Source organism: Furfurilactobacillus rossiae DSM 15814, assembly GCF_000428925.1.
GTDB lineage: Bacteria > Bacillota > Bacilli > Lactobacillales > Lactobacillaceae > Furfurilactobacillus > Furfurilactobacillus rossiae.
Genome location: NZ_AUAW01000031.1, coordinates 1 through 21,503 on the forward strand (window position 1 = coordinate 1; position 21,503 = coordinate 21,503).

At 42.6% G+C, this 21,503-nt stretch carries 22 protein-coding genes; 5 read left to right on the forward strand and 17 right to left on the reverse strand.

All coding sequences use genetic code 11. The annotated features are described in order from the left end of the window. Positions 1-288: IS30 family transposase (locus G400_RS0112570; protein ID WP_027827234.1), on the forward strand; the 288-nt coding region annotated here is incomplete at its 5' end. A gap of 353 nt (positions 289-641) precedes the next feature. On the opposite strand, the gene G400_RS0112575 is transcribed toward G400_RS0112570, so the two are convergent. From G400_RS0112575 to G400_RS0112650, 16 genes are all read right to left on the reverse strand, one after another. Continuing rightward, positions 642-2,420 (reverse strand): oligopeptide ABC transporter substrate-binding protein, encoded by a 1,779-nt coding sequence (locus tag G400_RS0112575; protein WP_017261438.1) that lies wholly within the window; start codon positions 2,418-2,420, stop codon positions 642-644. 148 nt (positions 2,421-2,568) lie between these two features. Next, complete coding sequence (locus tag G400_RS0112580; RefSeq protein WP_017261437.1) at positions 2,569-3,522, reverse strand: ABC transporter permease; 954 nt, start codon at positions 3,520-3,522, stop codon at positions 2,569-2,571. Positions 3,523-3,536: 14 nt separating this feature from the next. Beyond that, on the reverse strand, positions 3,537-4,496 hold the full coding sequence (locus G400_RS0112585; protein WP_017261436.1) for an ABC transporter permease: 960 nt from the start codon (positions 4,494-4,496) through the stop codon (positions 3,537-3,539). A 2-nt stretch (positions 4,497-4,498) separates the two neighbouring features. After that, complete coding sequence (locus G400_RS0112590; RefSeq protein ID WP_017261435.1) at positions 4,499-5,461, reverse strand: ATP-binding cassette domain-containing protein; 963 nt, start codon at positions 5,459-5,461, stop codon at positions 4,499-4,501. A gap of 15 nt (positions 5,462-5,476) precedes the next feature. Next, positions 5,477-6,478 (reverse strand): ABC transporter ATP-binding protein, encoded by a 1,002-nt coding sequence (locus G400_RS0112595; RefSeq protein WP_017261434.1) that lies wholly within the window; start codon positions 6,476-6,478, stop codon positions 5,477-5,479. Positions 6,479-6,826: 348 nt separating this feature from the next. Beyond that, positions 6,827-6,949, reverse strand: a complete 123-nt coding sequence (locus G400_RS16590; protein WP_017261433.1) for a hypothetical protein — start codon at positions 6,947-6,949, stop codon at positions 6,827-6,829. 143 nt (positions 6,950-7,092) lie between these two features. Then, positions 7,093-7,881 carry a hypothetical protein gene (locus G400_RS0112605; protein ID WP_017261432.1) on the reverse strand — a complete coding sequence of 263 codons (789 nt, stop codon included), beginning with the start codon at positions 7,879-7,881 and terminating at the stop codon, positions 7,093-7,095. After that, entirely contained in the window at positions 7,878-8,606 is a 729-nt protein-coding gene (locus tag G400_RS0112610) for an ATP-binding cassette domain-containing protein (protein ID WP_017261431.1), read from the reverse strand. The genes G400_RS0112605 and G400_RS0112610 overlap by 4 nt, the downstream gene beginning before the upstream one ends. A gap of 422 nt (positions 8,607-9,028) precedes the next feature. Further along, on the reverse strand, positions 9,029-9,682 hold the full coding sequence (locus G400_RS0112615; RefSeq protein WP_017261430.1) for an amino acid ABC transporter permease: 654 nt from the start codon (positions 9,680-9,682) through the stop codon (positions 9,029-9,031). A 16-nt stretch (positions 9,683-9,698) separates the two neighbouring features. After that, positions 9,699-10,337 carry an amino acid ABC transporter permease gene (locus G400_RS0112620; RefSeq protein WP_017261429.1) on the reverse strand — a complete coding sequence of 213 codons (639 nt, stop codon included), beginning with the start codon at positions 10,335-10,337 and terminating at the stop codon, positions 9,699-9,701. Further along, complete coding sequence (locus tag G400_RS0112625) at positions 10,337-11,167, reverse strand: glutamate ABC transporter substrate-binding protein (RefSeq protein ID WP_017261428.1); 831 nt, start codon at positions 11,165-11,167, stop codon at positions 10,337-10,339. The genes G400_RS0112620 and G400_RS0112625 overlap by 1 nt, the downstream gene beginning before the upstream one ends. A gap of 193 nt (positions 11,168-11,360) precedes the next feature. Continuing rightward, complete coding sequence (locus tag G400_RS0112630) at positions 11,361-12,098, reverse strand: amino acid ABC transporter ATP-binding protein (RefSeq protein WP_017261427.1); 738 nt, start codon at positions 12,096-12,098, stop codon at positions 11,361-11,363. 173 nt (positions 12,099-12,271) lie between these two features. Next, positions 12,272-13,243 carry a DUF6681 family protein gene (locus tag G400_RS15410; RefSeq protein WP_017261426.1) on the reverse strand — a complete coding sequence of 324 codons (972 nt, stop codon included), beginning with the start codon at positions 13,241-13,243 and terminating at the stop codon, positions 12,272-12,274. 51 nt (positions 13,244-13,294) lie between these two features. Further along, positions 13,295-13,771, reverse strand: a complete 477-nt coding sequence (locus G400_RS0112640; RefSeq protein ID WP_017261425.1) for a hypothetical protein — start codon at positions 13,769-13,771, stop codon at positions 13,295-13,297. 169 nt (positions 13,772-13,940) lie between these two features. Then, a complete protein-coding gene (locus G400_RS0112645) occupies positions 13,941-14,378 on the reverse strand; it encodes a Fur family transcriptional regulator (RefSeq protein WP_017261424.1) in 438 nt (145 codons plus the stop codon). A 105-nt stretch (positions 14,379-14,483) separates the two neighbouring features. After that, the gene (locus tag G400_RS0112650) at positions 14,484-15,041 is read right to left on the reverse strand and encodes a hypothetical protein (RefSeq protein ID WP_017261423.1); all 558 of its coding nucleotides are present in this window, start codon (positions 15,039-15,041) and stop codon (positions 14,484-14,486) included. A gap of 468 nt (positions 15,042-15,509) precedes the next feature. Between G400_RS0112650 and G400_RS0112655 the strand changes: the two genes are divergently transcribed. The 4 genes from G400_RS0112655 to G400_RS0112670 all read left to right on the forward strand — a co-directional run bounded on the left by G400_RS0112655 (position 15,510) and on the right by G400_RS0112670 (position 21,187). After that, positions 15,510-16,901 (forward strand): APC family permease, encoded by a 1,392-nt coding sequence (locus G400_RS0112655; RefSeq protein WP_017261422.1) that lies wholly within the window; start codon positions 15,510-15,512, stop codon positions 16,899-16,901. Positions 16,902-17,765: 864 nt separating this feature from the next. Then, positions 17,766-18,515 (forward strand): WxL domain-containing protein, encoded by a 750-nt coding sequence (locus G400_RS15415; protein ID WP_017261421.1) that lies wholly within the window; start codon positions 17,766-17,768, stop codon positions 18,513-18,515. A 101-nt stretch (positions 18,516-18,616) separates the two neighbouring features. Next, a complete protein-coding gene (locus G400_RS0112665) occupies positions 18,617-19,651 on the forward strand; it encodes a DUF916 and DUF3324 domain-containing protein (RefSeq protein WP_017261420.1) in 1,035 nt (344 codons plus the stop codon). A gap of 21 nt (positions 19,652-19,672) precedes the next feature. Then, the gene (locus G400_RS0112670; protein ID WP_017261419.1) at positions 19,673-21,187 is read left to right on the forward strand and encodes an Ig-like domain-containing protein; all 1,515 of its coding nucleotides are present in this window, start codon (positions 19,673-19,675) and stop codon (positions 21,185-21,187) included. On the opposite strand, the gene G400_RS16695 is transcribed toward G400_RS0112670, so the two are convergent. Then, a partial coding sequence (locus G400_RS16695; RefSeq protein WP_155827236.1) for a transposase occupies positions 21,127-21,503 on the reverse strand: 377 nt, incomplete at its 5' end. The two genes, G400_RS0112670 and G400_RS16695, sit on opposite strands and share 61 nt — an antisense overlap.

Consider the following 21,503-nt stretch of genomic DNA (forward strand, 5'->3'; position numbering starts at 1 on the left):
CAAGTGAAATCTATAACTGTTGATCATGGTAAGGAGTTTGCCGATTATCGATCCATAGAACAAGACTATCAGATTAAAGTGTATTTTTGTCACCCGTATTCACCATGGGAACGGGGATCTAATGAATATTTCAATCGACGGTTACGTTGGTTTTTCCCGAAAAAGACTAACTTTGACCAGATAACGACTGATGAAATCCTGGCAGCACTTGAGCTTATTAATCAACGACCATTAAAAATCCATCATCAACAGACTGCCATTGAAAGTTTCCGGGCTTGTTCGGATTAAACTTGTAATTTGCCATAACAAAAAGACCTGCAATTTATGCAGATCTTCGTTTACAGCTTTTCACCGTGTAATACTCACTGACATCACTTGAATAATCCAGCTTTCCGAATGTATTATAGCCTCGCTTTAATATAGAAGTTCGGTACTTGATAGTTAAATGTTTTCAAATGAACCATATGACTGTCTAACTCGCGTAGTTTATTTTCAAACCAACTTAGACTCTTTTAGCCACCAATCTAAGTAAGAACGGTATCATCACAGATCACTTTATAAAAATAGAGCAGTTATAAATAACTGCTCTAAAAACTCTATGATCCCATACAGATAAATTCGGTCAATTATGAAAGGCAAAATTACTTAGTAGCGGTTGAATTTGATGTTAAAGCAAGTTCAGCATATTGAGTATTTGTGTGAGCAGGATCGTTAGTGAAATTCTTAACCCGATTGTTGACTGGTGAATAGTCAGTACCTTCACTTTGTGGCAGGTATGCAGCTTCTTTAGTCATATACGTCTGCCATGCTTTAAACTGTTGCTTACGGTAACTAGTATCAAATGACTTAGGAGAGTCAATCTTATTTATCAATTCAGTGTTCTTTGCCGTAACAAAGTGACCCATATTGAATTGCGCTGACTTACCATAAGTTTGTTGGGGTGAAGGCTCTGTGGCAAACTGCCAAGCAGCTAAGTAAATATCAAATTTATTTGAGCTTGGTGCCTGTAGCATAGAATAGAAACTGTTCATTTCCATTGGCTTATTATTAACGTATTTAACGTCCAAACCAACCTTGTGCCACTGTTGTAAATAATCGTCTTCCTCGGCTTGAACGGTGTCACTACCCTTCATCGCTGCAAAATTAATTACCAGTGGCTTACCATCTGGCGTTTGACGCCACTTTCCCTTCTTCTTGTAGCCAGCCTCATCAAGTAGCTTATTAGCCTTTTTAATGTTCAAAGGATAACCATTATTGCTATTGTCATGGAATTGGGTGAAGAATCTAGGAACTAATGTCGTTGCCCGTTCGGACAATCCATTACCAAACTTTTTGCTGACCTCGTCTTGGTTAATAGCATAGGCCATAGCTTGCCGAAGTTTAACATTGGACATCTTCTTGCTACTATCCATGACATTTTCAGCAGTCTTAGTATCAAAATGACCTAAGTTAAAGCCAAAATATCCGAATGAACGTGATGGCGTCCCAGTAGTTGTATACCCTGAAATCTTCTTGATCTGTGGATACTTCGAAGTTGGAAGTCCGCCCACAGTTAAATCATATTTGTGTGACTTCAAGGCTTGCTCAATAGCAGAGGTAGAAACAACTTGAACTGTAACACCAGAGGTTTTAGGCTTTGAACCCCAGTAATACTTATTTGGCACAAAACTAGTTGATTCCCCTGCCACAACCTTCTTTAACTTAAATGGCCCGTAGGATAATGGGTTTTTCCGAACCTGGGCGCTGGAGGCTAACTTGGCAATTGGAATGTCCTTAATTTGATGATATGGCTCCGCATATTCCCAAATAAATCCAGAACCGCCGTATTGCATGCCAGGCGACATCTGTTTAAAGTGGAAGACCACCTTTTTACCATTCTCTCCATCGGGCATATCGATTCCTGAAATGGTCTTAGACTTTCCAGCATGGAATTCATCCATCCCAACAATTTGGGACATAGAGTCCGAATACTGTTGAGATGTTGAATCAGGAGACGCAACGACTTCCTGCGCATATTCAACATCCTTGGCCGTAACAGGTTTCCCATCTGACCATTTTAAATTATTTCTTAGCGTAACAGTAATTGTTTTTGCGCTCTTATCCAATTTGAAATTAGCTGGGCCACCATTCTTAAACTTATAATGACTATCATTATTGAATAAATCTTGAATTTCAGGTGCAAAAACATCAGTGTCTTCAGCATTAGAAGCTAGCGCAGGATCTGTAATTCCCTGGAAGGGAGCATCGTTGACTTCAGCAACCTTCAGTGTTCCACCCTTAATAGCGGATTTTGAGTTCTTATAAGCCTGTGGAAGCTTAACCATCTTATTGGATGAACTGCTATTCCCATTAGAACAAGCTGCCAATGTTAAAACAGAAAGAGCAGCCATACCCGTCAAAGCAATTTTAGTTTTCGACATGTATTTTCCTCCTCGATATGTACACTCAATAGAATAATTGATGAATTTATATAACGTTTATGAGTGTAAGACTAACATTAAGAAATGTAAAGAATTAAATGAAAAAAGTTCTCATTTAATTAAACAAGAACTTTTTTATCTATAATAATTATTCCATACCTAGACGCTGTGAAGAATCCGCTGCGCGTCTGAGCGCTTGTCCAACATAACTAACGGCTAAACATAGCACGATAATCTCAATGGCAGCAAAAATCCAAGTCCACCAGTATTGGGTAATGTTTGTTGGATCTGTAGCATTGGCCATAAGAGTCCCAAGCGACGGGGTTCCATTTGGCAATCCAAATCCTAAAAAGCTGAGTCCGGTCTCAACCCCAAGATTGGCAGCAAATGATAATGTCATTTCAACAATGATTAAAGATGAAATGTTAGGCATGATTTCCCTAAAAATAATTCTGAAATTACCCGTTCCAGATGTTTTAGAAGCCGCAACATAATCCTTTCTCGATTCTGCTAATGAGCGAGAACGAATTAAACGGGAAGTTCCCATCCACTGAAACAAACTCAGAATGAGTGTTAGAGTCACAGCATTATAGTTTTGAATAATTGTTACTAACACGATAATAAACATTAGTTGCGGCAACATAATCATAAAATCATAGATACGTGACATAATCATATCTGTGATTCCACCAAAATACCCAGAAATAAGGCCATAAGCTATTCCAAAGGCTCCTGATATGAAGGTTAAGCCAATTGCTATGCCAATCGAATTTCTCGAACCAACAATGAGCAGTTTAGCAATTGATCGTCCAGATGAATCTGCACCAAGCCAAAAATCGGGAGTAAACGGTTTGTTGAAATAGCTCATAATATTAACTTCTTTATAGTCATGAGCTGGTATGAAAAACGAAGCGATAACCACAAATAAAATGAAAGCAACAATAATAATTACTGACGTCATAGCAGCTTTGTCAGCCTTGAATTCATTCCAAATAATTTTTCTGGATGATGGCGTTGCTTCTTCTTCTGCTTCCTTTGACAGACGAGCCAAATCCTCAGCAGAAATAGAAGACTTTTTTTCTAAGTTGTCATTTTGTGCCATTTAGATTTCCTCCTCTATTCAATCCGAATTCGTGGATCAACAGCTGCCATAATAATGTCCGACAAAAGTGTGCCAAGCATGTTTAAAAAGCCGAATAACAGGACCAAAGCTGTAATAACAGTGTAGTCACGATAATTAATAGCACTCACAAATAGTAGTCCCATCCCAGGATATGAGAAAATTGTTTCAGTAAAGACTGATCCTCCCAATAATCCTGTAATGGCATATCCAGCAGTTGCCGTAATTGGTAATAGTGAGTTTCTAAATATGTGATGTCTGAAAACATCGCGTACAGGTACCCCTTTGGAACGTGCAGTTCGCACATAATCTGAATGCGTTGCATCTATTACCTCGGAACGCAAGTATTGAACAATACCAGTTAAACTAAAGAAAGCCTGCAATAACCCTGGCAAAACAATATGTTGAATTCTAGATATTACGGAGCCCATTCCTGGCGCTGCGTTTGTATTTATTGAACCCGTTGTTGGGAACCAACCCAACATATAACCAAAAATCCATAAACCTAAAACAAGAACAACGAAGAATGGAACAGACAAGGTTACGTAAGTATAAATTCGAATAGCATGATCAGAACGAGAATTTTGATGCCGTCCAGCATATAGACCAACTGGCAACCCAATTGCATAAGTCATAACAGTCGCAAATACAGCCAGCCATAATGTGTTAATAGCACGTTCACCAACAATTCGAGTGACCGGTTCTTGATACTCATAGCTCATTCCCAAATTGCCATGGAATAAGTGAACAACCCAGTTCCAATATTGCTGATACCAAGGATCATATAATCCATTGATTCTCATCAAGTGATGAATATGTGCCAAACTAGCATGTGGATTGATAGAACCAGTAAATGGGTCACCGGGCATTGCCTTAGCTAGCAGAAAGACTAAAATGCTTAACGCAATAATTTCAGGAATGATGATTAAAAGACGACGTAAAATTGTTTTCCACATATTTAATCATCCTCCCTTTGAAGTTCATCGACTTCATCCTGTGGCATTGCCACTTTATGTGTATCGGTCACAGCAATCAGCGGTAGCACTTTGCCATCCTTATCGTAATAGCGGTCTTGATTTTCCTGAAATTCTTTTTCAACAGCTTCACGGTGCTCACGCGCTTCTTCACGATGTTCAACGCTGGTCTCGGGAATTGCGGACAAAAGACGCTTAGTGTAAATATGCATTGGATGATTATAAATGTCATCTCGGGTCCCAATTTCAACAATTCGTCCTCTATGCATAATCGCAATGTTGTCGCACATATGACGAACAACACCTAAATCATGCGAGATAAACAAATATGAAACACCAAAGTCCCTTTGAATTTTCTTCATAAAGTTCAAAACCTGAGCTTGTACAGATAAGTCCAATGCAGAAACGGGTTCATCAGCGACGATTAATTTAGGATTAGTTGCCACGGCACGTGCAACCCCAATACGCTGACGCTGTCCACCTGAAAATTGATGAGGATATTTATATAAGGCATCGGCATCTAAGCCGACAATATCTAATAATTGCAATACTCGTAGTTTTTCATCATCTTTACTTAAATGAGCAAAGTTCCGCAATGGTTCAGCAATAATGTCTTCGATTCGTTTGCGTGGATTCAGACTAGACAATGAATCCTGAAAAATCATCTGTACATCTTGGTTATAATCCAATTCATGGCGATTACGAGGCTTGGTAATATCCTTGCCCTTATATAGAATCTGTCCCTTTGTTGGCTTCTCTAACCCAACAATAGATTTACCAGTCGTTGACTTGCCCGACCCAGACTCCCCAACTAGTCCGTATGTTTCACCGGCTTCAATATCTAAACTAATTCCATCCACAGCCAGCACTTCATCCGTTACTCGGTTCCAAAACCCAGAACGGATTGGGTAATGAACTTCTAGGTCTTTAACTTCAATTAAACTCATTTACTCTCCCCCATTCTAAGCTTCGTCTTGGAACTTAAAGTTTTTGTAGCAGGTGCAGCGGACGCGGTGTCCCGGTTCAACTTCATGCATCGTTGGGTGTGCTTCATGTTCGCTTGCGGGAACCCATGGAATCCGTGGGGCAAACTTACAGCCGTCCTGAGGCATCTTCTGTAATGAAGGAACAGAACCTTCAATGACATACAGATCATCGTTTTCACTGTCTTTTTGAGGCATTGAACGTAGCAATGACCGCGTGTAAGGATGCAGCGGATTATCAAAAATCTGTTTGGCTGAACCCTTTTCAACGACCTGACCAGCATACATAACCGCAACTTCATCAGCCGTCTCAGCGACAACACCCAAATCATGCGTGATCAAAATGATCCCGGCATGGTTTTCTTTTTGAATATCCTTAAGTAAGTCCAAGATTTGCGCTTGGATGGTAACGTCCAAGGCGGTGGTTGGTTCATCAGCAATCATCAGGTCTGGTTTGCAAGCAATCGCGATGGCGATAACCACACGTTGACGCATCCCACCAGATAATTCATGTGGAAATTGACGGATAACCCGTTCTGGATGAGGAATCCCAACTTGGTTAACCAACTCAAGCACACGGGCCTTCTTTTCAGCCTCAGTCATCTTGGTGTGGTAATCCAAGCCTTCCTGAATTTGATCACCAATTCGTTTCAGTGGGTTTAACGCTGATAACGGGTCCTGGAAGATCATGCCAATTTTGGCACCACGAATCTTGTTCATCTGGTCTTCATTGAGTGTTAACAGGTCTTGGCCTTCAAACTCAATTTTCCCACCAATTTTGGTTTCAGCAGGATCATGCAGGCCCATGATCGTCGTTGCTAAGGTACTTTTACCACATCCGGACTCCCCCACAATGGCAACAATTTCATCATTGTGGATATCTAAAGAGACGTCAGATACAGCCGGGTAGTATTTACCCTGAATTTTAAAAGCTGTACTGACGTCTTCGATTTTTAGAAAATGGTTCTCTTCATCTGCCATGCTACTCCCTCATTTCTTCAACCGCATTCAAGTGCATCAAACATTGCCCGTTATGTATGATGAACACAGTCTTATTCGTAAGATTAAAAAGTCATTAGACAGAGTATAACTAATCAAATTCTAATTTACAAGCAGAAATACATCCCCATTTATTCGCACATCATTAGTAACTAATGGTAAGGAATGCTGATGAACAACGTAGGAGCTTTTCATCGTTGATATGACAGCATTTTATAAGAATTAAAAATTGCTCACTAATTGACTTTTCGACAATCAGTGAACGATTCAAGTTAAATTTTTTTAATTTTTCAGGATTGGTCAGTTTTCATCAAACCCACATTTTTCTCTTTACCAACGCTTGTATTGATTGCTTCCCCGTTGACGGCGGCGACTCAGCTCATCAATTTCCAGTTCAGACCAAACACCGCCATTACTGATTAGCTGCATATCTCTCATTTCATCATTCCGCATAAACGTCATCCTTCTTTCAATTACATTACTATTTGTGTTTAAGTAATTTGTATACCATTATTATAGTGTGTAACAAAGTAATTGCAAGTGGTAACTCAAAAAAATACGGACATTTTTTAATGTCCGCATCCATTTCGTTTATTTTAAAATCGGTCAAAACTGCCAATGCGCCGCTCTTTCTGCATTGCGTGGCGAAAAATGACTAAGCCCAGAGCAAACCAGATGACGTTTACGCCAAAATAGATTCCAATTAGGTTAAGCGATACCGGTTGTCCAAGGAACAAGTGCCTCGTAATTTCAATACCAGCACCAAACGGCAATAACAACTGGGCACCAAAGTAATTTGGCATCGCAACGTTTGCCACGAATAATATTGCTGACTGAAGAATACTGCTCCAGTTACCCACTCGCTTAAATCTCAACGAACCAGCCCCGAATAGCAGCCCAATCCCTAACATGCCGACGTTTGAAATAATGGCGATGACAAATACGAGGACGTCAGCCTTAACTAATTGCAGGACTGGAACAGAAATAACAAATGCTGTGATCACACTCAAAATAAGTAAGTACACAAAGTAATAAATATCAGTGACCCAGCTTCGAACTAGTGCAATGAACCACAGCGCAAAGCGAGATTGAATCTCCGTTTCTAGAATACCCGTTCGTGCTCCTGTCTCAATAAACAGCGTCGACTCGTCCATTGCCACCACGCCCATATTCCAAAACATAAAGCCAATTAGGATCATGACAACACCAAGATTTGTGTGATAAAAAGCGTTCATGCCCTTCACTGCCCCAAAGATCACTACCGCTAAATATGCAAAAGTATAAAGAATGAACTCACTCACAGTCGATGATAAGTATTTGATGTCCGTCTTCATTTGCATCGTTACTTCAACCCAGATCATGGTGCCCAATTCACGTACGCTCATCGAATCACCGCCTTTTGATACAGCTGTTCATACATTTGCCGCAATTCCGCTTCCGACAAACTGTGATTAACTGTTTTAATCACAGTCCCCTCATTCACGAATATATACTGTGTGGTCACTTCACTCATTAGTACCGGATCATGGGAAGACAGAATAATCGTATGCTGCGACTTTTTAGCAACAGAGTCGACCAGCTTCATTAAATCCACTTGTGCAGACATATCCAGACCATTTGAGGGTTCGTCCAATAATAACATCGGTGTATCAAACGAAATGGCAACGAGTAATGTTGCCTTTTTCTTTTGACCAGTCGACATTTGATCAAACTCTTTATTCATCAGACTTTCCGCATCAAACAGCTTAGCATTGGCCAGCATTCTGGCCTGTGTATCTCTAATTGGTACACATCGAATAGCACTGAAATAACGTAGATTTTCCAATGGCGTTAATTTATTTCGTAATCCACGATCACCAGCCGGAATATACAGTGAATTGCGCTGAGCCCACTTTTCATAGTGTGAATCATCCTGATTATCAAGTCTCAGTTGTCCACCATTGATGGTCGTAATCCCACTGATCAACCGCATTAAGGTTGATTTGCCTGCTCCATTTGGTCCAATCAAGCCAAAGACATTGCCAGTATCCAACGGTAATGAAAAAGACACACCGTGTAAAACCTCCGTACGACCATAATCTTTGCGAACCTGATCTAATTGAATCCCCATCCCCGTCACCCCTTAGTAAAAATAATATGTACGAATCCTGAAGATTAATTTTTAATTAGAATAGCACTTTTCCCACAAAATAAATATTTATTTTACTTTTGTATTTTTAAATGTTTATCATTCAAACAATTTTTTGGCGGGAGGTCAGACTGGACGGAGTGGTAGGCGGTCAGCATTGATACCGAGCCGTGAAAGTGTTGTTAATTCGAATGGTTTTCTCGAATTTACAACACGGACGGTCGACAAGACGCGTGGTCTTCACGAGGCTTGTCGGCGAGGTGAGAGACTCCGAACTTGGGAGGCTGAAACCGGTCCCACGGCGAGCGTGTCAATGCTGACCACCGGAAGCAATGAGCACAAAAAAACCATCAATCACTGTCATAGAACAGTTGATTGATGGCAAAAATGATATTTGAACTGAATTAAGCTAAGCGGCGATCGATGTAATTGGCCAAAACAGACAATCCGTAACATACGATAAAGTACATCACAGCAAGTGCTAAGAACATTGGAATAATGTAGTTGGCATTCTGTCCGTAAATAATTTGAGCATGGTACGTCAAATCTGGTAACACAATGATCGTTGCCAGCGACGTATCCTTGATCAGTGAAATAAACTGACTAACCAACGCAGGAATCATCTTTTTGTAGGCTTGTGGCAGAATAATCTGGAACATGGCCTGCCAGTACGTCAATCCGTTTGCCCGGGCACCTTCCATCTGACCATTTGGAACCGCCTGAATACCAGACCGAATGATTTCAGCCAACATGGTGGATTCGAAAATGGTCATCGCTAAGATCGTCGCTGGAATAATTTCAGGTTTGAACCCGAAGTTTGGCAACCCGAAGTAAGTGAAGAAGATGATCAGCAGCAGTGGTAAGTTCCGAATAAGGTCGATGATAAAACCGACAATCGCAGAAACATACTTAATTTTTGTATACCGAATAATTCCTAAAAATGAACCGAGAATAAAGCTTAAAATCACGGATGCAACGGACACTTCAACAGTAATCCACAGCCCTTCGAGGAGGTAACGGAGGTTGATCCATGAATAGGCATCAATAAATGATTTCATCTGTTAGCTCCCCTTTCTACGCTAAGCGTTTTTCTAGATAACGCATGTAGTAACTGATTGGCATCGTGATAATCAGGTACAACACCCCGACAACCATATAACTGTTAATCGTATCAAACGTGATGGATGCAATGTTGTTGGCTTGATACATTAAATCAAACCCGGCAACGAAGGCCAACACGGATGAGTTCTTAACCAAGTTAACGAACTGGTTACCAAGTGGTGGAATAACCAAACGGAATGCTTGTGGCAAGATGACGTTTGACATAGCCTGCCAGAACGTCAATCCGTTCGCCCGAGCACCTTCCATTTGGCCTGGGTCAACAGACTGAATCCCCGAACGCACCGTTTCAGCGATGAATGCTGATGTATAAATTGTTAACCCAATCGTCCCAGCAGTAAAGCCGTTAACTTTAACGACATACATTGGAATGACAAGGTAGAAGAAACTTGTAATAACCAGTAATGGAATGTTCCGGAAAATTTCGATATAGATCCGGGCGATTGTGCGTGCCACTTTGCTTTCCGTAACTTCCATGATGGCAAATAATGAACCGATAATCAGACTGAAAATTAACGCCAGGATACTGGATAACAGCGTCCAACCCAGACCGGTCAACAGCTCTTGCCAATGATCAGATAAAATAGTAATCATTATCGCTCCAGCTCCTTGTAGTTAAATCCAGGCACGTTACCGAACCATTTTTTAATTAATTGATTATATTCGCCGTCAGCTTCCATTTCCTTGATGGCCTTGTTGACCTCGTTAGTAAATGGCTTTTGACCTTTATTAACGGCAACCCCGTAAGGCTCTCTGGTGAATGTCCCGCCAACAACTTTAAAGCCAGGGTTTTGAACGGCCATCCCATAAAGGATCCCGTTATCAGTAGTTAAGGCAACCCCTTGACCAGCTTTCAGAGACGTCAATGCTTGGGCATAATCTTGAAGTTCCAAGACACGAGCCTTAGGCGCAAACTTCTTAATGTTTTGAACTGAGTTCGCACCAACAACCCCCAGAACGGTTGTCCCAGATTTGTTTAAATCACTGACGTTTTTGATTTTGCTGCCGTTTGGAACCAGTAGCGACTGACCAGCATCAAAGTACGAATTCGAGAAGCCAACAACTTTTTCACGTTGTGGCGTAATCGTCATCGTGGCGATAATGGCATCAATATTCCCATTCTTCAACAATGGAATCCGTGACTGTGATGTCACTTGAATAAACTTAGCTTTCCCCTTTTTGCCGAGGATGTGCCGGGTAATGTGCTTAGCCATGTCCACATCAAACCCTTTGATTTGATTATCACGAACATCCATCAAACCAAACAGCTTGGTGTCGGCCTTAACACCCCATGTAATTGTGTTTGCCTTGCGATCATTTTGCAGAACGTCTTGTTGTGACAGTGATTTTCCACAACCACTCAATGTCAGCATCAACGCGCCCAACGCCACTAATAAGGTCGCAAGTCTGAATTGTTTCTTCATGACAGTGCCTCCATAATTGTGTGCCAGAGACTCGGAATGCGGGCCTCGGCAACACTTTCTAAACGTGCACCCAACTCCTGAATCCTGTGCACAACCCGAAAGCTGAAACTGCCCTAGCAAAGACCGCTAGTTCAATTTCACCATTCACGTTGTTGCTCGGATTCACCCGGAGTTGGGCAACACTCTTTCCAAATTAGTGGTTAATGATCTTGCTCAGGAACTGACGGGCACGTTCCTCTTTTGGATGATCGAAGAATTCCTTCGTTGCATCATCTTCAAGAATTTGACCGTCCGCCATAAAGATAACCCGGTTAGCAACTTCACGGGCAAAGCCCATTTCGTGAGTCACAACCAGCATTGTCATGCTTGAGTCGTTTGCAATTGTCTTCATAACACCCAGCACATCGTCAATCATTTCTGGATCCAACGCAGATGTTGGCTCGTCAAAAATCAGCGCCTTTGGCTGCATGGCTAATGAACGCGCAATGGCCACACGCTGTGCCTGCCCACCAGAAATTTCGGATGGCATGTTGTTAGCCTTGTCTGCCAAACCAACTTGGTCTAACAGTTGCATGGCTAGCTTCTTATTTTCATCTTCTTTTCTATGTAGCACGATTCGAGGTGCCAACATGATGTTTTCCAGCACAGACTTGTTTTCATACAAGTTAAAGTGCTGGAAAACCATTCCAACATTCTTCCGAATCCGGTTCATATCCGTCTTCGGATTAGCCAAATCCTGCCCATTAACAATTAACTGGCCGCTCTGGATCCGCTCCAAACCATTAATTGTTCGGGATAGTGTACTCTTCCCTGATCCTGACGGTCCGATGAGCACAACCGTTTCTCCTGCTTCCATCGTTAAATTAATGTCTTTTAACGCATGAAAGTCACCGTAATACTTCTGTACGTCGTGAAATTCAATCATTGACATAATCGGTTCCTCACCCTCAAATAATCTCAACCTAAACTGTTGAATTACAAGTTGTGTAATTCTCAAGGTCATTAACTAAGTTTAGACCCTAATAAGAGGGCGTGTCAAAGCTACTGTGCTCCGACACGCCCGTTTTCACGATATTTTCTTATTGATAATCTAATCTCTCAAAATTATCGATTTTCTCGACGATTTTGAGGCGTTTTATTTGACAAACTGTTGTTAACTGAATCTAAATTTTCAGCGGACTTTGCAAAAGACCGCATTGGGTCCTCGGTAGACGTCTGACTTTCAGAAAAGGCAGACGAATTCTGACTTGTCGCATTGGAAGCCGAATTCTTTTCACTGAAAGCAACCTCAACTTTGACCGTGTACGGCAAACGTCTCTCGATGACGCCGGAACGCCCAGCCGATTTAGCTACCCCACCTTGCAAAACGGCAGTGGCTAAAAATAGTTTGAACTGCTCATGCGCTTGCTTAATGTCCGACAAGCCGACCCGTGTTACCCGACCGACTGGCAGTGCCGTCATCTGATTCATCCCCGCATAGACTACAAAATGGCCATCCTGTTGTCGCAAATCAAAATAAGGTAAGGGTGTTCCTTCACCTATCGCAAACACTGGCTTATTGGTCTCTTTGGCCTGGCTCAAAACTTCTTGGTCACTATGACCTTCATAATCTTGAGGTAACAGATTAGCCGCCTGTAACTGTGCGGCAATCTGAGCCAAGTTCTTATGATTGGTACCATTCAGCTCAACTTTAGCAGGAATCACTTGTTTTTCATCATACAGCCCCGTCGCAGGCGCAAAATGATCATACCGATCATGCTCATTGAAACGACTTTCCTGTTCTTTTAAACGTTCATCGCCCAACAAAGCCGCAATCTTTTCGGATGGGTCGAGTACAAACCGACGTTTGAGAAAATAAAAGAAAAAGTTAACCAGTGTAAAGTACATCAGGGCAAAGAAGACCAAGATGAGCAATGCGCCACGCAGGTAACCCTGGTTTTGAATAAACCGAATCCCAATGTAGAGCAAATACCAATCGCCAAAAAAGCCCAAAATGGTGTAAATGCGTCCCTTTAACGTTGTGTTGACATTAAAATAACCAAGAAAATGGTTTGCCATGTCGAGCAAACTAAGCATGTTGTCACCTACTTACTTATTCATGAGAGTTACTGAGTCAAAAATAAACCTTTATTGACTGCTTGATGTAGTTGTCGCGGTAGACGAGCCTGTATTAGCACCCGTATTGCCCGTTGCAGCACTATTGTTGTTCGTAGAATTGGCTGTCGTAGAAGAACTAGCTGCACTGGATTCAGTGGCCGATGAGCTACTTTGACGGGTTGTGGTACCACCATCATTGCTGTCAGCCGTGCTATTGCTCTTCGTCGTTGTGCCTGGCGTTGACTCATCAGTGGTTTGGCTGCTAGAGCTTTCGTCAGTGGTGCTGTCAGTCTTGGAACTTTCACTATTTGAACTTGAATTATTATCTTTTTTAGAATCATCCGACGATTGAACCGAACTGCCAGATGAATTAGTTACCGTTCTTGTGACCGGCGCCCCTTCAGACGTGTTCGTCACTTTGTTAACCACAATATTAGTTGCGGACAGCGCCAAAATAATTGACACAACAGCAACGGGGGTCACAAACGGCGGAATTCGATGATCCATAGCTAACTCCTTATTTATAAAAGCTTAGTCATTAAAACGAAATCTTTTGTTCATTGGCTGCTAGACCAATTCAACCATATAGTATAGACAAAACCCGTCAGCGTTAAACGTCGGCGGGTTCGATTTACATGGAACTTAAGATTTTCGTTTTGTTTGATTTGGACCAATGTCATTCTGCACCAGCAGCGACACAGTCCGCACACAGGCCATACATTTCAAAACGATGGCCTTCAATTTGTGCGCCTGGCAACTGGTTGGCAAAAAAGTCCATTGGACACATGGTCAATTCGGTCACTTTTCCACAATTACGACAGATAAAGTGATGATGATGCATATTGGCAAAGTCACACTGGAACTTAATACGCGCTTGGTCACCGTTCACCTGTTGCTCAACCAAGCCGAGGTCTTCAAACTCCTTGACGTTCCGATAAATGGTCGCATGACTCATTCCTGGATAAAAGTCCCGCATATAGGCATCCAAACTCGTCACATCCGTATAATGATCTGGACGTTGGCACAAAAACGATAACATCGTTCGCCGTTGTTTAGTGATTTTCAGATGATGTTTCTGCAAAACTTCAACCGCGGTATTCACATCTTCTGCCATGGTAAGACCTCCAGTACATTGATAACAGTTTTAATCTGTATTGTTATTAAAAAGTAACGATTACTATTAAGTAGTGTAACAGAAAATCCTGCAAAACAGTAGTTTCTAGTTCAAGATTTCAGTGACCAAGGTATCGATCTTTTTCTTTGTTGAATCCAGGTCATCATTTACAATGACATGTGCTACATTCTTTAATTCCGCCGGCAAGGTCAGATCACGCCGATACTCTGGACTATCCAGCCGTTCCTGTAGCATCACCGTGTCATCCCCACGTTTGGTCATTCGATCAATCAAATCTTCATTCTGACTAACAGTTAAGAAAATAATGACCGCTTCATCACCGAGTTCTTTTGCATAAGTGATGGCACCCTTCGTATCTAAGACGATCGTGATGTAAGGATTTTTCTCAAACCCAGCATCGATCCCCTCATGGGAAGAGCCGTAGCGGTAACCTGAATAAGCAACTTGCTCTAAATAATGGTTCTTATCAAACGATGTATCATCTTCAAAATAATAATCGACACCGTTCATTTCGCCCTTTCGGGGTGGGCGCGTTGTATGTGTGATTACCTTAGGCATATGATAATAATCACGCAAATAATCACTGACGGTGGTTTTGCCAGTGCCGGTTGCTCCGGTAATGACAAAGACACGTTTCTTCATGGTTTTCCTCCGTTCAATTTCTCACAGATGTTAAGTTTACACCATCAGCGCAGAGTTTAAAAATGCTCCATAATCGAAACATTAGGTTCATCCGTCGTTTTTGCTTTAAAAATTAACGGTTGACGACGTCTAAAAAAATCGTTATAGTTATGGTCATCAAATGAGAATATTTCTCATACTTCAAGGAGAACGTTTATGACACAATCACTAACTCACAACACATACGCATTCGCGTTTAGTCTGTTTGGCTAGTGCTTGCATCGACTGTTGGATGCAAGCACGGTAAACTTCCGGTTTGCATCCATTCGGCTAACGTTTATTTAAAATGAACTCATACCGTTTGGATGATTGTACCACCTTCGTCCAAACGGTTTTTTTGTGGCAATCTATTTGAGGTTGGCATTAATCAACTGGTGTTTTCGGCGAGGGGCTGAAAATACCAGTTTTTTATTAAAAAGGAGAAACGCCATGTCCATATTAGACAAAATGTTAAAGAAAGAATCACTGGATAACTATATTGATGCTGACAGCCGGCTAATCAAATCAATGTCCGCTTGGGATCTTGTTGCACTCGGAATTGGTGCCGTAATTGGTACCGGGATTTTCATTCTGCCTGGAACAGTCGCCGCAACTAAATCCGGCCCGGCCATTATTTTATCTTTCGTGGTCGCCGCCATCGTCTGTGGTCTAGCCGCCATGTGTTACGCTGAATTTTCATCCGCCCTGCCAATCGCTGGCTCGGCCTATTCTTACGGCAATGTGGTCTATGGTCAGTTCATTGGTTGGATTCTCGGCTGGGCGCTAGTCTTAGAGTACATGCTGTCTGTAGCCGCCGTGTCCACAGGCTGGGCCGCCTACTTCAACTCATTGATTTCAGGTTTTGGCATCCACATGCCAACCGCATTGTCCGGTGCGTTTGATCCGGCCCACGGCACTTACATTAACCTTGTCGCCGTCCTCATTGTTCTGTTCGTTGCCTGGCTGCTCAGCAATGGTATGAAAACGTCGACACGCGTTCAAAACATTATGGTTGCCGTTAAAATTGTCATCATCCTAATCTTCGTACTAGTTGGTCTATTCTATGTAAAACCAGCTAACTGGCACCCATTCTTTCCATATAAAGGTGGCGTGCTAGCCGGTGCTTCAGCTGTATTCTTCGCTTTCTTAGGTTTTGACGTGGTCGCTGCCTCCGCTGCCGAAGTTAAGAATCCCAAACGAAATATGCCAATCGGTATTATTGGCACGTTAATTGTCGCTTCTATTCTATATATTGCTGTCTCCGTTGTTTTAACTGGTCTAGTTTCTTACAAACGTTTAAACGTTGCTGACCCAGTTGCGTTTGCTCTGCAACAAGTTGGGCAAAACTGGGGTGCTGCCCTCGTTTCAATAGGTGCGCTTGCCGGTATGTTCACGATGATGCTAGCCATGATCTACTCTTCTTCACGGCTCGTTTACTCCATTGGTCGTGATGGCCTTCTGCCTAAATGGTTGGGCAACGTCAATAAAAAAAGCGGTAATCCAACTGCCAGTTTGACAACGGTCACCGTGCTTATTGCAATCATGGCTGGTTTGGTACCACTAGAGCAGCTGACAAACTTGGTTAATATCGGAACGCTGATTGCTTTCACCTTTGTCTCATTCGGCGTCATCCCACTTCGTCGCCGAAAGGATATCAATCACACAGACGGCTTCCGTGTCCCTTGGTATCCGGTCTTACCGATTATTTCCGGCTTGGCCTGCATGTTGTTGCTTTTCCGGTTGCCACTGGAAACTTGGGTTGCTTCCTTGATCTGGTTTGCGTTCGGGATGCTCATTTACTTCAGCTACGGGATTCGTCACAGCAAATTGGTGAACAAATAACATAGTCTCAACAGCTTAATGCCGTTACACTGACCGGAAACGCCGTTCCATGAGGACCGGTCTCAACCCGCACAAGTCACGGTTTTCGTCCTTGATTATGAGCCGAAATCCACGTCTCATAAGTCATCCCGCAACACTAAGCGGCCAAATTCTCGCCGCCAAGTGTTGCCCACACGGAACTCTGTTTCCCGTCAGCTCCACTACTTTCACAAATCAGTAAACCATTGTAAACACCGTTTGCCCTTGAATGATATCTTCTTAAACTGGCTGCTATGTGAGCTGGAGGGTGGCAACATTGATACCGAGCCGTGAAGGTAACGTTAATTCGGTGGGTTTCCGAATTTAGGTTACGGACGGTCGCAGAGACTCGCGGTCTTCACGAGGCTTTGCGACGAGGTGCAAGACCATGAACTTCGGGCTTGAGCCGGTCCCACGGCGAGTGTGTCAATGTTGACAACCGTAAGCGCCAGCCATCATCCAAATGTATTCGCCGGTGATAATCAAGCCAGCAAATTACAAAATAAATAAACGACAATTTTTTTATTTATAAAAGCTGATGTAAAGCCATTTAACAAACATTTTTCACATTATTCTGTCATCAATTGGAACGCAGACTTCACCATAGAAGCCTGCGTTTTTGTTTGTCAAAAAAACAAATGAAAGCGAATTTAATGACTGTGTTCTCATCAATATCACTTTGTCCCCTCATTTGAAGCGTTCTAAGTTGCTCACTATACTAGCATTACAAAAAAAGTTGATTATTTTGCGCCTCAATTACGTAGTGACACTAATTGGCGGTTCAAAATAGTGATTTCTAATGGTTAAAGAACCATCACAGCAAATCAAACGGAGGATGTATCGATCATGCATAAGGTAACTCTATTCTTCTTTTCAACCCTCGCAGTGCTAACGCTTAGCACTGCCACAGCAAGTGCGGATCGTGGGGCAGACAACAGTCATGGCCCAGGCACTGCCGCAAATAACATCACTAATGTCACGACTGTTGGTCAAGGATTTATTGCTGATGGCACCAGTAATGCTTCGGCCCACTCAACCGCACAATTCGAAGTTAAGCCTGGCGATTTAACGCTTGACCATGTGCCTAACCTGAATTTGTCAACCGCCAAAGTCGCAGACATCATCAATGGTGATGTCACTGTCAACTACACCGATAACACCGTGAACAGTGCCAATAATTTTGATGGTAACAACAACGGTAAACTTGACATTGCCGACTATACTGGCTCAAATAATGGCTGGAAGTTGATGACCTCACTGGGGCAATTCAAAAACACTAAAAGTTCCGACACCATTGCCAATGCAAAACTGGCAATGAATGCAACTAGTTCAAAAGGCGATAGCGACGTTGCCAAACCAGATGCGGTCACACTGACTGCTTCCTCAGCAAATGATAACGGCACTGGCACTCAAGAAACCGCCATTTGGACAGCAACCAAGAACACTGGTCAGGGATTCAATGAAGCCCTTTACGCAGATACCAAGAGCGCTAGCCTCACCATTAGCAAGCAAACCAATGTTGCAACAGGTGTTTATCAAGGCACTTTATACTGGAATTTGGTTAACGTACCTACTGCCAACGCGCCAAAAGCCTAACCATTCATTTACACTACCTCTTAAACAACTCACCGTGCCCGTTTTGTCCGCAGACAAAACGGGTTTCAGTGCAATGCCAACTATATTAAAGGAGTGTTTGTATGTCCGGTTTATCCTCCAATCGAACACATTATTTCGGATTATTACTTGCTTCATTATTCACCGTTCTCATACTATCGCTGCCGCCAGTCAATGCAGCATCTAACAGCAATGGCGCCGGTTTTACCATCCGTGCAGAAATTCCAGACAACCAACTCGACAAAAGTGTCAGCTACTTCGATCTAAAGGTTCACCCATCATTAGAGCAACGGTTGACACTAATTGTCGCTAACACTTCATCGCAAGCACGCACATTAAGTGTCACACCTACAAATGCGTGGACCGGCGATAACGGTCAGATTAGCTACAGTCCTAATAAGAATCGGCAACCCACAGGACATAATAATTTTACGGATTTAATCAGCACTGGTGTCAATGTGGAACTTCACGCACACGAAGCCAAACCAGTAACATTTGTCCTTAAAACACCGGCAAAACAGCTTAAGGGTCAAATCGTCGGCGCCTTTTACGTAACGGACAAGCATGCGCAACACCCATCCAGTGGTAAAAACTTTCGCATTAATAACCGTTACGCCATGACGCTAGGCGTTAATTTGCAACAAACGGACTCGCTGTCACTAGCCCCAGATTTAAAGTTGACCCAAATCAAAACAAGCACAAACCATTATCAATCACAGGTGACCGCCAATGTAGCTAATACGCAGCCAGTTATGTTTGGTGAAATGACTGTCACAGGAAAGGTGTATCGCCGTGGCAATTCGCATTTACTATACGAAACCACAAAGAAACATTATGCAATGGCACCGCTAACAAGTTTTAATTTTGGTGTCCCAGTTACAAAACACCGGTTAAAACCAGGTCACTACACGTTTAAGCTCACCGCTAAATCAGGCAAACACATTTGGCATTTAAGCCGCCACTTCACAGTTACCCGCCAGACAGCGCATCAAGTCAATCAGCATGTGACCGTTCAGCACAACTGGACTTGGCTATACATTTTGCTTGGCGTACTGGGCGCGCTCATTCTCATAATTGTTGGCTATCTTGTGGGCAGTCGTCGCCACCCGAAAAAGTAAGGATAAGGACTGTAAATTAACATGAAGTTTAAACGTGTGTGGTTAAGTATCATCATGTTCATATTGGTGTCACTATTGTTCCCCTTTACTGGTCACGCAGACGACAACGTTGTCCCCAAGAGCGCCCCCAGCGCGGATCCGTTTTCAGTTGGTAAATTTGTGCTTGTCGGTGGTTTCACGCAACAACCCCTCAGTCTGAACACCGTGTCAGACAAAGACTATCAACTTTCATTTACAGCCATTAAGTCTCTTTTTGATCCTTGGACCGATAACATAACAGCATCTTGGTATATCAGTGAAGACGGAAAAAACTGGAAAAAAGCACAGGAAGATGGCAACGCGTTGTCAGGCAGCCTTAAAACTCAGCAACACGTTGATCACGTGTCTACATTTTATTATCAAATTTCAGTGACAATTCACGGATTTTTAGCTAATCCGATCTACTGGTCCAAAGTTGCCAAGGTAACAATTTCCCCGCAGGACGTGCATGCTACTGCTTTATCTATTGCCGGCGAAAGCGACACACTCCCAAACGGTAATTCAGAAAACATTCTGGCAACGCTAACGCCAGCTAATGCAACGGATTCAATCAAATGGTCTGTTGATAATTCACAGTTAGCCACCATCGACGCCACGACTGGTAAGCTAACTGCAACCTCAGATTTGAATCAATATGGCAAGGTAACGGTTACCGCCACCACTTCAAACGGCATTACCGCTAGCACCGTTGTTTACATCGGCGCGTTGCAGGACAAACTTGTTAATGAAGGATCAGACGCTTCTTTCATCATCAAAGGATTTCCTAAATCGGCCTATGTCGTCGGATGGCATCAAATACCGCCTCATGGATCAGACAAGCCCATCACTAACGGACCAAACGCAAGTATTTCAGCATCTCCAGATGGCATGCAAAATGGTATGTTGACGGTCAAAAACACTAGCGCTGCACAGACTCAAACACAGTATTACGCAGTTATCGGGTTCAATGGAGCTGACCAGCAAACGAATACAAATAAAGCACGTCTGTTTGTGAATCCCGGTGGTCAATTAACGCTAGATGCTATCCCCAACTTTACGTTCAGTAAGACTGATAGCACACCACTCACCGTAAATAACATTGCTCAAGGCGTGACACTAGGATCAGTTAGTAACGTCTCCCAAGGGACATCGTTAACTTATGATGGCAATAATCAACAATTACTATCCATTTATGATCCGCGGGTCCACAGTACTGGTTGGTCGCTCACAGCCGCGATGGCTACTTTTGCAAACACGGCTACACGTCAACCAATCGGCAACAAAGGTGGTATTAGTCTGAATTTGATTAATGACCAAAATAAATCTTTGGCTATTTTAAAGGATGATGACCAACCAGTTTCAGTCATTAATGCCACAACACCGAACACAAACGTTCACAGTTCTTTATCTGGTAGTACACTCACAATTGACCCTACCCACGCGGCTGACAGCGGTCATTATTCTGCCACCATTTCTTGGACACTAGCGGATGTTCCGAAGGCGAATGCTGCTAAATAAATAGTGCCTCGCAAAAAAACGAGTTTGGGACATAACTCAAAATAAATCGACCAGAGAAAAGTGATTTTTGCTTTTCTCTGGTCGATTTTTTCATTGCCCTGCTTTTTTCGAATTTCTATGATTAAATGGGCCTTTTCTCGGGCCCATTTAATCATATTCATGGCCATTAGGACCAATCCAACTTCGATGTTTACTTTATCTAACCCTCTAACCGAAAATCGAGTAAACCTCAAATGAGCCTTCACATCTGCGAAGACTGGTTCGACCTCGATTTTTCGTTGACCATAAATCTCCTTACCTTCGTCACTTTGGAGTT